Source organism: Nocardia sp. IBHARD005 (assembly GCF_052814245.1).
This window is the reverse complement of sequence record NZ_CP199935.1, coordinates 1,965,206-1,979,150: the sequence shown is the minus strand read 5'-3', so window position 1 is coordinate 1,979,150 and position 13,945 is coordinate 1,965,206. Positions and strand designations below refer to the sequence as shown.

The 13,945-nt window shown below is 67.5% G+C and carries 13 protein-coding genes and 1 pseudogene; 7 read left to right on the top strand and 7 right to left on the bottom strand.

Features of this window, described 5'->3' with window-relative positions; all coding sequences use genetic code 11:
* Nucleotides 1-74: 74 nt before the first annotated feature.
* The 3 genes from ACTWPB_RS09300 to ACTWPB_RS09290 all read left to right on the top strand — a co-directional run bounded on the left by ACTWPB_RS09300 (nucleotide 75) and on the right by ACTWPB_RS09290 (nucleotide 5,499).
* On the top strand, nucleotides 75-1,556 hold the full coding sequence (locus ACTWPB_RS09300; protein ID WP_446225261.1) for a hypothetical protein: 1,482 nt from the start codon (nucleotides 75-77) through the stop codon (nucleotides 1,554-1,556).
* A 26-nt stretch (nucleotides 1,557-1,582) separates the two neighbouring features.
* On the top strand, nucleotides 1,583-2,509 hold the full coding sequence (locus ACTWPB_RS09295) for a glutamate ABC transporter substrate-binding protein (protein ID WP_446226283.1): 927 nt from the start codon (nucleotides 1,583-1,585) through the stop codon (nucleotides 2,507-2,509).
* A 677-nt stretch (nucleotides 2,510-3,186) separates the two neighbouring features.
* Complete coding sequence (locus ACTWPB_RS09290; RefSeq protein ID WP_446226282.1) at nucleotides 3,187-5,499, top strand: tetratricopeptide repeat protein; 2,313 nt, start codon at nucleotides 3,187-3,189, stop codon at nucleotides 5,497-5,499.
* A gap of 119 nt (nucleotides 5,500-5,618) precedes the next feature.
* Here ACTWPB_RS09290 and ACTWPB_RS09285 read toward each other — a convergent pair whose 3' ends face one another.
* Both ACTWPB_RS09285 and pta read right to left on the bottom strand, forming a co-directional pair.
* Nucleotides 5,619-6,815: an acetate kinase gene (locus tag ACTWPB_RS09285; RefSeq protein ID WP_446225260.1), complete on the bottom strand. Its 1,197-nt coding sequence runs from the start codon at nucleotides 6,813-6,815 to the stop codon at nucleotides 5,619-5,621.
* A complete protein-coding gene (gene pta / locus ACTWPB_RS09280; RefSeq protein ID WP_446225259.1) occupies nucleotides 6,812-8,890 on the bottom strand; it encodes a phosphate acetyltransferase in 2,079 nt (692 codons plus the stop codon). The genes ACTWPB_RS09285 and pta overlap by 4 nt, the downstream gene beginning before the upstream one ends.
* A 127-nt stretch (nucleotides 8,891-9,017) precedes the next feature.
* Between pta and ACTWPB_RS09275 the strand changes: the two genes are divergently transcribed.
* Nucleotides 9,018-9,524 (top strand): nitroreductase family deazaflavin-dependent oxidoreductase, encoded by a 507-nt coding sequence (locus ACTWPB_RS09275; protein WP_446225258.1) that lies wholly within the window; start codon nucleotides 9,018-9,020, stop codon nucleotides 9,522-9,524.
* Between the two features lie 16 nt (nucleotides 9,525-9,540).
* Here the strand turns inward: ACTWPB_RS09275 and ACTWPB_RS09270 are convergent, their stop codons facing one another.
* The 3 genes and pseudogenes from ACTWPB_RS09270 to ACTWPB_RS09260 all read right to left on the bottom strand — a co-directional run bounded on the left by ACTWPB_RS09270 (nucleotide 9,541) and on the right by ACTWPB_RS09260 (nucleotide 10,780).
* The gene (locus ACTWPB_RS09270) at nucleotides 9,541-9,939 is read right to left on the bottom strand and encodes a type II toxin-antitoxin system VapC family toxin (protein ID WP_446225257.1); all 399 of its coding nucleotides are present in this window, start codon (nucleotides 9,937-9,939) and stop codon (nucleotides 9,541-9,543) included.
* Nucleotides 9,940-10,031: 92 nt separating this feature from the next.
* Nucleotides 10,032-10,187: pseudogene (locus tag ACTWPB_RS09265) on the bottom strand (type II toxin-antitoxin system Phd/YefM family antitoxin); the annotation flags it as partial.
* An 83-nt stretch (nucleotides 10,188-10,270) separates the two neighbouring features.
* Nucleotides 10,271-10,780, bottom strand: coding sequence for a MarR family winged helix-turn-helix transcriptional regulator (locus tag ACTWPB_RS09260; RefSeq protein ID WP_446225256.1), 510 nt, complete (start codon nucleotides 10,778-10,780; stop codon nucleotides 10,271-10,273).
* 94 nt (nucleotides 10,781-10,874) lie between these two features.
* Here ACTWPB_RS09260 and ACTWPB_RS09255 point away from each other — a divergent pair, with 94 nt between their 5' ends.
* Complete coding sequence (locus ACTWPB_RS09255) at nucleotides 10,875-11,297, top strand: Rid family hydrolase (RefSeq protein WP_446225255.1); 423 nt, start codon at nucleotides 10,875-10,877, stop codon at nucleotides 11,295-11,297.
* Nucleotides 11,298-11,343: 46 nt separating this feature from the next.
* Here ACTWPB_RS09255 and ACTWPB_RS09250 read toward each other — a convergent pair whose 3' ends face one another.
* The gene (locus ACTWPB_RS09250; RefSeq protein WP_446225254.1) at nucleotides 11,344-12,441 is read right to left on the bottom strand and encodes an SPFH domain-containing protein; all 1,098 of its coding nucleotides are present in this window, start codon (nucleotides 12,439-12,441) and stop codon (nucleotides 11,344-11,346) included.
* Between the two features lie 12 nt (nucleotides 12,442-12,453).
* The gene (locus ACTWPB_RS09245) at nucleotides 12,454-12,672 is read right to left on the bottom strand and encodes a hypothetical protein (RefSeq protein ID WP_446225253.1); all 219 of its coding nucleotides are present in this window, start codon (nucleotides 12,670-12,672) and stop codon (nucleotides 12,454-12,456) included.
* Between the two features lie 115 nt (nucleotides 12,673-12,787).
* Between ACTWPB_RS09245 and ACTWPB_RS09240 the strand changes: the two genes are divergently transcribed.
* Both ACTWPB_RS09240 and ACTWPB_RS09235 read left to right on the top strand, forming a co-directional pair.
* Nucleotides 12,788-13,420, top strand: coding sequence for a DJ-1/PfpI family protein (locus tag ACTWPB_RS09240; RefSeq protein WP_446225252.1), 633 nt, complete (start codon nucleotides 12,788-12,790; stop codon nucleotides 13,418-13,420).
* Nucleotides 13,417-13,887 carry a MarR family winged helix-turn-helix transcriptional regulator gene (locus tag ACTWPB_RS09235; RefSeq protein WP_446225251.1) on the top strand — a complete coding sequence of 157 codons (471 nt, stop codon included), beginning with the start codon at nucleotides 13,417-13,419 and terminating at the stop codon, nucleotides 13,885-13,887. The genes ACTWPB_RS09240 and ACTWPB_RS09235 overlap by 4 nt, the downstream gene beginning before the upstream one ends.
* The last annotated feature ends 58 nt before the right edge of the window (nucleotides 13,888-13,945 follow it).

The following is a 13,945-nucleotide window of genomic DNA, read 5'->3' as shown; positions in this document are numbered from 1 at the left end:
GGGGCTGCGCTACCCGTAGGCCCACAATAAACTCCGCACAGGTAGGTGTGCACGAACGCACCGGGAGGTGAACGATGGTCGAACCGGGGAATCGCAATGCCTCGACTGAGGTGGCGGCCGTCCGCGTTCGCCCGTCATCGCAGGCCAAGACAGGTGCGGAGCATTCCAAGACGGCCGTGGCCGCGCCGGTGACACCGCGCTGGGCGCCGTTGCGACGACCGGCCACGCCCGTCGACCGGCCCCCCGCGCCCGACGTCAGAGCGTTGCGCGCGCAGTTCCAGCCCGCCCGCTTGCGCAGTTTCGCGCACTCCTCGCCGGGTCGGCTCGTTGCCGCCGGACTGGTCCTGATGGTGCTGTGCGTGACCGCGGGCGCGGTGACTTCGACGACCGTGAGTGAGCGTCAGCAAGCTCTCGGCGTCTTGCTCGACGACACCGAACCCGACGCGCATTCGGCCAACCACCTCTACACCTCGCTCTCGATCGCCGACGCCGCCGCAGGCACCGCGTTCATCGCCGGCGGACTCGAACCCCAAGCGGTGCGCGACCGCTATACCCAAGCCATCGGCGAAGCCGCTGCCGAGCTGGTGACGCAGGCCGGTCATATCGCCGATGAGGAGGCGGCCGACCCGTCGGGCACCGATCGCCGCCTGCGCACCGGCATCGCGACGGGCCTGCCCGTCTACAGCGGGCTGATCGAGACCGCGCGGGTGAACAATCGCAGCGGCTATCCCGTCGGCGCGGCGTATCTGAGCGAGGCATCGCATCAGATGCAGGCTCGACTGCTGCCGATGGCCGAGGAGCTCGAAGACCATCGCTTCGACGCGGTCACCGCCGCGCAGTACCGGCACGTGCAGCCACCGTGGACGGCGATCGCGCTGCTGATGGTGGCACTCGGCGCGCTGATCTGGGTGCAGGTCGAGCTGGCGCGGCGCTCGCGCCGGTTCTTCAATATGGGCCTGCTGATCGGCACCGGCGCGCTGGCACTGACGCTGATCTGGACGGTGGCGGCCGGTTCGGTCTCCGCGGTGGCGATGATCCGCTGCCGGGATGAGGGGGCGGTGCCGTCGGCGCGGTTGGCCGAGAGCCGAATCCTGGTGCAGCAGGCCCGATCAGCGGAAATGGTGAAGCTGGTGCGTCGCGACGCGACCGGCGACTACGACCGCACTTTCGATACCAATGCCGCCCGGCTCACCGAGCTGCTCGCCGGTTATCCCGAGGACGCCCCCGCGCGCGACGAAGTGGCGCACGCGCGCGCCGCGCTGACCCGCTGGCAGTCGGCCCATCAGCGGATGAACGACACACTCGAGCGCGGCGATTTCGTTGGCGCGGCCACCGTGGCCACCGGGCCGAGCGCCGCCGATTCGGCCGCCCAGGTCGACGCACTCGACCGAGCACTGGACAAGGCGGGCGCGGTGACACGGGACACCTTGCGTGCCAAGGTCTCTCGAGCGATCGACGTGCTTTCCTTCCTCGCTCCCGGCGCGTTCGTGCTCGGGATCGCGGCGGCGGCGTGCGTCGCGCTCGGGTTGTGGCCGCGACTGCGGGAGTACCGGTGAGGCGTGGACACGTCCTCGCGGCGCTGATGCTGGCCGGGCTGCTCGCCGGCTGTTCTGACAGCACGCCCGCGCCCGATGAGCGTGGCGTCTATTCCGAACCGCCGCTGCCCGCCAAGGCCATTCCGATCGGCACCGACACCCCCGTGCCGACCACCGGCGGCGAGCAGTGCGGCGATCCGACCGCGAGCCTGCGGCCGAGCACCGCCGCAGGCCCGACGATCGATGCCATTCGCGCACGCGGCAGGCTCGTCGTCGGACTCGACGCGGGCAGTAACCTGTTCAGCTTCCGCGATCCGCTCAGCGGTCGTATCGTCGGCTTCGACGCCGACATCGCCCGCGAGATCGCCCGCGACCTGCTCGGCAACCCCGATCTGATCGAATACCGCAGTCTCGCTTCGGAAGAGCGCGAGCGGGCACTGCAGGATCACACCGTCGACCTGATCGCGAAGACGATGACGATCACCTGCGAACGACGGCAGCGGGTGGCGTTCTCGACGGTGTATCTGCGGGCCGATCAGCGGGTGCTCGCGGTGAAGGGTTCCGGTATCGACGGCCTCGCCGATCTGGCGGGCAAGCGCGTGTGCGTGGTGCGCGGCACCACCTCGCTCGATCACATCCGCCGCGACCAACCGGCCGCCACGATTCTGACGGTGCCGACCTGGGCCGACTGCCTGGTGGTCCTGCAACAACGCCAGGTCGACGCGGTGAGCACCGACGACTCGATCCTGGCCGGCCTGGCCGCGCAGGACCCCTACACCGAGGTGGTCGGCGGCAGTATCAGCGCCGAACCGTACGGCATCGGCATCCCGAAGGGCGACGACGACCTGGTGCGTTTCGTCAACGCCACCCTGGACCGCATCCGCAACGACGGCACCTGGACGCGCATCCACCGCCGCTGGCTCGCGAGCCTCGGCGAGACACCGAGCCCACCCGCACCGAAGTACCAGGACTGACGGCCATGAGCACGAACCCGACCGATGATGCACCAGGGCACCGTGATTCGGCCCCGGAAGATCAGGCCCTCACCGAATCGGCCCCGCACCCCCCAGCGCGGCACGACGTGGACCGCGACCCGACGCGCACCGAATCGCCACCGCAGGCCGCCGCGCCGGACCGCCGGGAACGGCGCGAGCAAACCCAGCTGACCCAGCGCCACCGCCCTGGCACACTGCCCGGCGGGTGGACGCTGCCCGGCGACGACGAGACGCGGCCACTGCCCAAACTCACCGCCGAGGCGGCCGCGGAGTTCGCCAGGAAACAAGCGAGCAGCCGCGACCAGACTCCGCCGACCGACGCCACCCGGCGCGCCGAGGAGTCCGGTGCCGTCCAACGATCGGGCACGGTTCCCCCGGCCGGAACCTCGCAGCATGCGCAGGACCACCTCGCTACGCAGCGGGCGAGCCGACCCGCGCCGGCGGTCAACGAATCCGCGGCATATGTCCCGACCGAAGCGACGCAACGGACCCCCGAGACCTCGCCGAACGCGACGGCCGAGACTGCACAACACACCCCCGAGACCTCGCCGAACGCGACGGCCGAGGCTGCACAACACACCCCCGAGACCTCGCCGAACGCGGCGGGCGAGGCTGCACAACACACCCGCGAGACCGCTCCCTACGCGGCGACGGAAATGGCACATCGCTACGCCGAGGCCACGCCCTACGCGGCGACGGAAGCGGCACAACGGGTTCCGGCCAACGCGCCGCATGCGCCGACCGAGGCGGCCGAGCGCGTCGAGCAGCCGAGCGCGCCGGCGGCCTCCGAATCCTGGCCCTCCGCCCCGCAGACCGGCGGGAGTACCGCACGGTCGGGGCGCAGTGTGCGGACGGCGCGGTCGCGGCCTACGCGACGGCTCGGGGCCGGGCTGGTGCCGATTCCGACGGTCACCCCGGCCGATCCGCGTGACGCTGTGCTGGCGGATCCGATGGTCTCGGAAGGTCGGCGGTTCTGCTGGCGCTGCGGAAATCCGGTCGGTCGATCGACGCCCGCGCGGGCCGCCTCGACCAGCGGCGAATGCGAAACCTGTGGGGCCGCTTATGATTTCCGGCCGTCCCTGCACGAGGGCGATATGGTCGCCGGGCAGTACGAGATCCAGGGGTGCATCGCGCACGGCGGCCTCGGCTGGATCTATCTGGCCATCGACCGCAATGTGAGCGATCGGTGGGTGGTGCTCAAAGGGCTGTTGCACGCGGGTGACGCCGAAGCGCAGGCCGTGGCGGTGGCCGAGCGGCAGTTCCTGGCGGAGGTGGCGCATCCGAGCATCGTCAAGATCCACAACTTCGTCGAGCACACGGCGGGTGACGGGTCCATCGGCTACATCGTGATGGAGTACGTGGGCGGGCACTCGCTGCGTGACATCCTCGATGCCAGGCCACGCGGCGAGCAGATGCCGCTGGCCGAGGCCATCGCCTACGTGCTGGAAATCCTGCCCGCGCTGGAACATCTGCATTCGATCGGGCTCACCTACAACGACCTCAAGCCCGACAATGTGATGGTCACCGAGGATCAGGTGAAGCTGATCGACCTCGGCGCGGTCGCCACCATCGATGCCTACGGAAACCTGTACGGCACCAAGGGGTTCCAGGCTCCGGAGATCGCCCGAACCGGCCCGACGCCTGCCTCCGATGTCTACACCGTCGGCCGGACGATCGCCGCGCTCACGCTGGCACTGCCCAGCGAGCACGGCCGCTACCTCGACGGCATCCCCGAACCCGCCGACGAACCGCTGCTCGCGCGCTACGAGTTCTTCCACCGATTCCTGCTCACCGCCACCGATCCCGATCCGGCACATCGTTTTCCGTCGGCGCGGGCGATGTCGGCGCAGCTGGCGGGTGTGCTGCGCGAGATCCTCGCCTACGACACCGGCACCGAACATCCACAGCTGTCCACCGTGTTCAGTCCACAGCGCACCAGCTTCGGCACCGAGGAACTGATCAGCCAGACCGACGCCTATCTCGACGGTGTCGGCCGCTCACCGCTGCTCGATTCCCGCGATGTGGTTGCCGCACTACCGATTCCGCTGATCGACCCCGCCGACCCGTCGGCGCCGCTGCTGGCCGCGACCGCCAACCCCGAACCCGAGCGGGTGCTGGAGGCGCTGCACGATTCACGCGAGCGGGCCGAAGCAGACCCCGGCAACGCACCCGAAACCCTGGCGGGCGAATTGCTCTTCGCCGAGGCGCGGGCGCGGCTGGAACTGGGCGAGTCGGCGGCGGTATTGCACCTGCTCGACCGGGTTCCCAACGAATCCGACTGGCGCACAGACTGGTTCGCCGGTCAGGCGTGCCTGCTCGAACTCGACTACGAGGCCGCCTTCGCCTCGTTCGAGGCGGTGCTGCGGGTGCTGCCGGGTGAGATCGCGCCCAAGCTGGCACTGGCCGCCACCGCGGAACTCATTCTGCAACACTGGGATTCCGACGCACCCGAACAGTGGCGCAGCTTCGCGCAACGCTATTACGACACCGTGTGGCGCACCGACCGGGCCGTGGTGAGCGCGGCATTCGGCCTGGCCAGGCAGCTGGCGGTGGCGGGGCGAGTCGGCGAAGCGGTGCACGCGCTCGATGACGTACCCGCCGCATCCCGTCACTTCACCACCGCCCAGACCACGGCAATCCTGTTGCTGCTCACCAGCTCCCCCGCCACCGACCTCGACGAACAGATCCTGCGCCTGGCCGCCTCGCGCGCCCAGTCCATCGCCCCCGGCGAGCACCGGGCCACCCTCATGCGCACCCTGGTCCAGGGCACCGCATTGGCCTGGCTACAGGCCGGAAACACGCCGAAACGCAAGGACGCCAAGCTGTTCGGGCGAAGCTTCACCGAGCGCGAACTGCGCGAGGGCACCGAATCGGGCCTGCGCTCCCTTGCCCGCAACGCACCGGCCCGCGCCCACCGCTACGCGCTGGTCGACCTGGCGAACTCGCTGCGCCCCAAATCCTGGTTCTGAGTTATTGGCGGCTGGCGCCGCGGGGTTTTCGGCCTGTTCCCTTGATCTTCCCTCCCTCCGGGCACTCCTTCGTCGCACCCTCCAGTCAGTCCAGATCAAGGCGGCCGAAAACCCACAACTCAGGTGGTGACCAGTTCGTGGGCCGCGCGGGCGATAGCCAGTTCTTCGTTGGTCGGTACCACCAGCACCGTCACCGGGGCGAAGTCCGGCGAAATGCGGCGGATGCCAGGGGCTCTCGTCTCGTTGCGGGTCGGGTCGACTTCGATGCCGAGCCCCTGTAGTCCGGCCAGGGCGTCGGCGCGCACCGCCGGGCTGTTCTCGCCCACACCGGCGGTGAAGATGATGTCGTCGACGGTGCCGAGTTGCACCAGGTAGGCGCCGAGGTAGCGGCGCAGGCGGTGGATGTAGACGTCGTAGGCGAGCTTGGCCTGGGTGTCGCCACCATCGATGAGCTGCTGTAATTCACGGAAGTCGTTCACCCCGCTCATGCCTTTGAGGCCGGAATCGCGGTTGAGCAGTTGCTCCACCTGGCTCACATCCAGATCGGCGGCCCGCATGAGATACGGCGTGACACCGGGATCCAGATCGCCCGGCCTGGTCCCCATCACCAGACCTTCGAGCGGGGTCAGACCCATGGTGGTGTCGATCGCGACACCCCCTTGGATCGACGAAGCCGACGCGCCGTTGCCCAGGTGGAAGACGATCTGGTTCAGCTCTTCGGTCGGCCTACCCAGGAATTCGGCGGCTTTCTCCGACACGTACTGGTGCGAGGTGCCGTGGAAGCCGTACTTGCGAATTCCGTGGGCCGCAGCGAGTTTCGCGTCGATCGCGTACGTCTTGGCGGCGTCGGGCATGGTGTGGAAGAACGCTGTGTCGAAGACCGCGACCTGGGGAATACCGGGCAGCAGCTCTCGCGTCGACTCGATGCCGACCACATTGGCGGGATTGTGCAGCGGCGCGAGCACCGACAGTTTGTCGATGGCGTGCAGCACGTCGTCGGTGATCAGGGTCGGCTCCCAGAACACCTCGCCGCCGTGGACCACCCGGTGCCCGACCGCGCCGATGCCGATCGTGGTCAGGTCGAGGCCGGTCTCGCGCAACATCTCGAACGCCCGCAGCAGTCCGGCTTTGTGATCGGGTATCGCCCCGTCGTACTCGAGTTTGACCGGTCCTGCCTCGTGCACGATCCGCCCGCCGTACGCCTCACCGATCTTCTCGACCAGCCCGGTCGCCAGCACCTGCGCCGAGACGGCATGCAGCAGTTGATATTTGATCGATGAGGAGCCGCTGTTGAGCACCAGAACCAGGTCGCTCACTTGCCATCTCCCTGCGCCTGGATGGCGGTGATCGCCACCGTGTTGACGATATCGGCGACCAGCGCGCCGCGCGAAAGATCGTTCACCGGCTTGCGCAGACCCTGCAGCACCGGGCCGATCGCGACCGCGCCCGCGCTGCGCTGCACCGCCTTGTAGGTGTTGTTGCCGGTGTTGAGGTCGGGAAAAACGAAAACCGTTGCCTTGCCCGCCACGTCGGAATCGGGCAGCTTGGTGCTGGCGACGGCGGGCTCGATCGCCGCGTCGTACTGGATCGGGCCTTCCACCGGCAGTTCCGGCGCGCGCTCACGCACGAGTTCGGTGGCCGCGCGCACCTTGTCGACATCGGCGCCGGTGCCGGACGCGCCGGTCGAGTACGACAGCATCGCCACCCGGGGGTCGATCCCGAACCGGGCCGCCGTGCCCGCCGAGGACACCGCGATATCGGCCAGCTGCTCGGAGGTGGGATCGGGGACCACCGCGCAATCGCCATAGGCGAGAACACGATCGGCCAAGCACATCAGAAACACACTCGACACCGTGGCGACGCCGGGCACCGTCTTGATGATCTCGAACGAGGGCCGGATCGTGTGCGCGGTGGTGTGCGCGGCACCGGAGACCATGCCGTCGGCGATTCCCTTGTAGACCATCATGGTGCCGAAATACGAGATGTCGGCCATGGTTTCGCGCGCACGCTCGAGCGTCATGCCCTTGTGTTTGCGCAAGTCGGTGTATTCGGCAGCGAATTCGTCGAGGTAGCCCGAGGTGCGCGGCGCCATCACCGTGGCGTCGGCGATATCCACACCGAGCTCTGCGGCACGAGCCCGTACCGAGGTCTCGTCACCGAGGATGGTGAGGTCGGCGATCTTGCGCTGCAGCACCCGCCCGGCGGCACGAATGATGCGATCGTCGTCGCCCTCGGGCAGCACGATGCGTTTGCGATCGGCGCGGGCGCGTTCGATCAGCCGGTATTCGAACATCTGCGGTGTCACGACAGTCGAGGACGGAACCTGGATGCGCCGCAACAGTTCCGGTGCGTCGACCCGCTGTTCCATCAGCGCGAGCGCGGTGTCGACCTTGCGCGGGCTGCCCGCCCACATGCGGCCTCGGGTGCCGTGCACGGCGCTGGCCGTGTCGTAGGTGCCCAGCTCGGTGGCCAGGATCGGCAGCCTGGGGTGCAGGCCCTCCATCAGTCGCGCGATGGCCGGATGCGGGCGAAGGCCACCGTTCATGATCACACCCGCCAGCGACGGGAAGCCTTCTGCCTCATGGGCATTCACCAGGCTGAGCAGCACATCGGAGCGGTCGCCCGGCGCGATCACCACCACACCGTCGGAGAGTCGCTCCAGAATGTGTTCGGCGGTCATGCCGCCGACCATGATGCGCAGCGCCTCACGCTGCAGCAATTCCGGATCGCCACTGTAGATTTCGCCGTCGATCGCCGCACACAGCTCGCCCATGGTCGGCGCCATCAGCAGCGGCACTTCGGGCAGCGTCCAGGACGGCACCTCGAAACCCGCCAGGGTGGTGGCGATTTCGTCGAGCTCGTCCGGAGCGCAGCGATTGGCCACGATCGCGACCAGATGAGCGTGCTCGGCGGTGAGCTCGGTGGCACACAGGTCGACCAGCTGCTTGACCTCGCCGGGCGTGCGGTCCGCGCCGCGAACGACCAGCAGTACCGGCGCGCCCAGGTTCACCGCGATGCGGGCGTTGAAGCGCAGCTCGCTCGGGCTGGCGACGTCGGTGTAGTCGCTACCCACTATCACCACCGCGTCACAGGCCTTGGCGACGTCGTGGAAACGCATCACGATGTCGCTGATCGCGGCGGTGGGATCGCGGTGGACGTCCTCGTAGGTGACACCGATGGCCTGCTCGTAGCTGATATCGGCGGTGCTGTGTTCGAGCAGCAGTTCGAGGATGTAGTCGGGTTCATCGGTGGAGCGGGTGATCGGCCGGAACACCCCGACGCGTGCGGTGGTCGCGCACAGCATGCCGAGGACACCCAGTGCCACCGTAGATTTTCCGGTGTCACCCTCGGGCGAGGCGATGTACACGGTGGACGGCGCTTGTTCGACCATGCTCGCGAGCTTAGTGAATCGTCGGCGATTCAGGGGTTCGGTGGGGTCCGATCAGTCGCGTTATAGTCCGCCGCAATGACACTCAGTCCCCGGATCGGGGTGCGATCGGTCGGGCTATAGTCCGCCCATGACATCGCAGTTCCCGGATCGGCAGTGGGGTTCGCGCACCAATCCCCTGTCCCGCGCAGCCAACCGTCTCGCCGCGACCAAGCCGGGTTCCTGGCTGATCCGCACAATCACCCCGCTCGACCGTGCCCTGCTCGAACGCACCGACGCCAAGTACACCGTGCTCGGCCCGATCGGCGCACCGGTCATCCTGCTCACCACCACCGGCCGCAAGTCCGGCGCCGCGCGCACCCAGCCGCTGCTCTACGTCCACGACGGCGACACTCTCTACGTGATCGGTTCCAACTTCGGCCAGCATCACCACCCGGCGTGGACCGGCAACCTGCTCGCCGACCCGTCAGCCACCGTCGCCATCGCGGGCGAGCGCATCCCGGTCACCGCCACCCTGATCCCCGACGCGGACAAAGACGCGATCTTCGCCCGCTTCATCGAGATCACCGGCGCCTACGCCGCCTACCGCGACCGCACCACCCGCGATCTGCGCATGTTCGCCTTGCGCCGGGCGTAGGGCAAAGCCACGCGTCCTACCGAACCGGGTCATAGACCGCGAAACCGAGGTGACCCGCGACAGTGGCCATGTTCTTGTCGTGGGTCACCACGGTCAGGTCTTCCAATCCGCTGCGCAGGGCCGATGCCAGGTGAATGGCATCAAGGGTGCGGATGTGCGAAATGATCGCTTCGGCTTCGTTGAGGACCGCGTGATCGATCGGAATGATGTCGATGTAGTCGATGACCCGGTCTCGTTCGAGGACCGGCAGACCCTCTCGTCTGAGGACCCTGGTCATTTCTGTGCGCAACAACCGTGACGAGATGACTCTGCCCGCGCCGGCAGAGGCGGTGTTGTCGAACCACTCGGCCGCCTCGGGGGACTGACCAAGAATGATTCTGACCGCGACGGACGTGTCGAGATAGTAGGCCGTCACCACTCGCCCTTCTCTGATTCGAGCAGCTCATCGATCGAAGCAGCCGTTCGGAGTTCATGACGGGGGATAGCGCGAGTGTTAGGACGCCCGGTGGCCTTGCGCGGGATGATCTGCGTCGAGGAGACAGCGGGGACGATAAACCCGACCCGATGGTTGTGCCGGGTCAGCTCATATACCTCGCCCGACTCCACGTCGGCGACCATGGCAGACGGATTCTGGCGGAGCTCACCCACGCTGATCGACTTCATGAAGCCAGCGTACCCGAAAATTGTCTACTATTGTCTACGAGCGCCCTACGCATGTTCGCCTTGCGCCGCGCATAACCGCTCGTTCAGGCCAGGTCTGCGGGGCGGACGCGGAGCTTGGCCGCGATCCGGGCCAGCGCTCGTCCGTCGGCGGCGCTCACCTGGTCGAGGAAGCATTCGCGGACCGCGCGCACGTGGATCGGCGCCGCCGCCACGACCGCCGCGAACCCGGAGCCGGTGAGCGAGGCGACCGTGTACCGACCGTCGCCGGGGTCGGGGGCTCGGGTTACCCAGCCGCGCTGCTCGAAGCGCTTGACCACGTTCGACAGCCGCGACAGGGAACCGTTCGCCAGGAAGGCCAGCTCGCTCATCCGGATCCGCCGCCCAGGAGCCTCGGACAGGTGGCTGAGCACGAGGTACTCGAAGAGCGTCAGTCCGGCCTCGGCTTGTAGCGGCGCCTCCAAGCGGCCCGGCAGCAGCAGGATCAGGGAGGCCAGACCGGTCCAGGCCTCCTTCTCCTCCGGGTTCAGCCAGGCAGGCGCCGCTGTCTCGGCGCCCACGTCCACACCGTCGGGTTCTGGGGTCGCCGCAGTCATCGCGTCATCATAGCTGCGCCTATTGAGTTCACACGTGAAGTGCTGTCGTGCTAGTTTGACTTCATACATGAAGTCAACTGAAAGGTAAGCGCCGATGAGCACCGCCACCTTCACGAGCACCCCCGGGTACGGCCAGACCCTCTTCGACCTGCTCCACTACCGACAGGCGGTCCGCGTCGGAGACCGGGTCGATATCTCGGGACAGGGCGGCTGGGACGACGACATCACCTTCCCCGAGTCGCTCGAGGACGAGATCGTCCAAGCCTTCGACAACGTCGAGCGGACACTCGCGACAGTGGGCGCGACCTGGACCGACGTCATCGCCGTTGACAGCTTCCACATCCCGGCAGCCGAGGACACGATCGGCGACGCGCACAACCGCGTCATGGTCGAGCAGTTCCGCAAACGAATGGGTGAGCGGGCACCGATCTGGACCCAGATCGGTGTTGCCGCGCTCGGCGCACCCGGCATGCGCGTCGAGATCCGCGTCACCGCGCTCGTGGACCAGCAGGACTGACCGGGCACCCCGGTCGGTCCTGCCGGTTCGAGAGCGCAAACGCTGGTCAGATCTTGTCGACCTCGCCGTTCGACAGCGCCTTCTGCAGGGAGTTGAACACCGTCAGGCCCTGGCCGACCATGCCGTTGAGCAGCTCGCCGACGCCGTCGGGGCCGTTGAGGACGGTGAGGTTGGCGCCGGCCAAGCCGTGTGCGGCCTGCTTGACGATTTCGGGAAGTTGCTCGATGAGCATCTGGTCCAACGCGATTCGATTGTTGGACGCCGCCGCTTCGGCCTGGATGCGGGTGCGGTCGGCCTCGGCTACCGCGAGAATGCGGACTCGTTCCGCTTCCGCCTCAGCGGGTTTCACCACTTCGGCTTGAAGTTGCTGTTCGCGGAGTTCGGCGTTCTTGCGGGCCTGCTCGGCCTGGGCGTGCAGGACGGCCTGCCTGGCGATGGCGTCGGCGAGCGGGCCCGCCTGTGCCGCTTCGGCATTGGCCTTGTCGATGTCGCGCTGGTACTGGGCCTTGAGGATCGAGGTTTCGCGTTCGTATTCGGCGCGACGGCGCAACGACTCCTGTTCGGCTTCGGCGGAGCGCTGCGAGGCCTGGGCCTGGGCGATCTGGGCATCGCGCTGGACCGCCGCATTGTGCGGTGCGGCAAGGGCATTGATGTAGCCGAGGTTGCCGTCGTCGATGGACTGGATCTGGAACGAGTCGACCCACAGGCCGATATTGCTCATCTCCACCTTGGAGGCGATGAGTACCTCGTCGGCCAGCTTCTGGCGTTCCCGGATGATCTCCTCGACGGTCATCGAACCGACGATCGAGCGCAGGTGACCGGAGAAGATCCGGCCCGTCAGCACCGACATCTCCTGCTCCTGTTCGGACAGGAAGCGTTGTGCCGCATTGACAATCGACTGGGTGTCGTTGGCGACCTTGAACGCGATCACCGCACGCACATCGAGCTGGATGGCCTGCTTGGTGACGCAGCGCTCGCGGATCTCGGACTCGAACATGGCCAGCGACAGGTAGCGGACCTTGCGGAACAGCGGCACCACCCAGGTGCCGCGCCCGATGACCACCTTGAACGGGGTGTCGTCTTTGGTCTTGGCGCCGCTGACCAGCATGGCTTCGTCGGGATCGGGAACGTGATAGCCCAGCATCGCGGGCCCCTTTCATTCAGAGGGAAGCGGAATCCAGGTGACCACGTCGACCAGGCGGCCCGGGTGGACCGCGACGATCAACACGGTGGTCCAGGCGGCGATCGGTTCGTCGGCTCGGGCGAGATAGAGCTCGGTGCCCCCGCGTATCGAGACCAGCACCTCACCCAGTGCGCCCGCCTCCCGAATCGGTGACGTGATGGTGCCCGTCAGGCCGTGCACGGAATCAGTCATCGCGGGTGAACCTCCCTGTCTCGCACCGGATGCCGTCAGCGTACGGAGGGTCGGCTATCAGCGGGTAGCAAAATTCTTATTGACAGCATCCTGTCAAATATGACAACATACTGTCATGTCGAAGAAAACAGTTCACGTAGCCGTCTACGACACCCTCGCCGACTGGGAAGTGGGGGCCGCGACGGCGCACATCGCCAACGGCAACTGGCACCGGGAGCCCGGAACATTCGAGGTCGCGACGGTCGGCCTCACCACCGAACCGATCACCACCATGGGGCGGCTGCGAGCGACGCCCGACCTGGCCGTCGCCGATCTCGATCCGGCCGACAGCGCGATGCTGATTCTGCCCGGCGCTGACCGCTGGATGGGCGAGGACCTGATCACGTTCGCGCACAAGGCAAAAGAGTTCGTCGACGCCGGAGTGCCCGTGGCCGCTATCTGCGGCGCGACCTTCGGACTGGCCACGGCGGGCTTGCTCGATGATCGCGAGCACACCAGCAACGCGGCGGAATTCCTTGCCTACAGCGGGTATTCGGGCGCACAGCACTACGTCGAGGCGCCAGCGGTCACCGACCGCGACGTGATCACCGCAGACGGCATGTCGCCGTTCGAATTCGCCAGAGAGATCTTCACGCGTCTCGATCTGTACGAACCGCACATCCTCGAGGCCTGGTACAAGCTGTATGCGCACAAGGACCCGGCCGGGTATGCCGCGCTCGCCGAATACGAAGGGATCCACGCAGCTTGAATTCCGAACAGGACCTACTCGACGGCGCCGCCCTCACCGTCTTCCGGCTCAACGGTCAATTCCTGACCATCGGAGACGGATTGTCCGCGCCGGCCGGAATCTCGGTGGCCTGGTGGCAGGTGATGGCCGCCGTGCAGGACCAGCCGCAGCCGGTGGCCGGGATCGCCCGCGCGATGGGCATCACCCGGCAGAGCGTGCAGCGGATCGCGGACCTGCTGGTCGGCAAGGGGATGTGCGAGTACCGGCCCAACCCCGCGCACAAGCGGGCAAAGCTGGTCGCGATGACCGAGGAAGGCGAGGCCGCCATTCGCCGCATCGATCCGCAGCACGCGGCCATGGCGCACCGGCTGTCAGCGGCGCTCGGTCCGGCCGAGTTCGCCGCGACGGTCGCGGCCCTCACCCGTCTCGCGGCGACTCTCGACACGATCATCGCCAACGAGGATCAGCCGCGGTACACAGCGACGTGACAGCTCTGGAGGACGGCCTCGATCTCGAGGGTGAGAGTGATCTTGTCGCCGATCACGG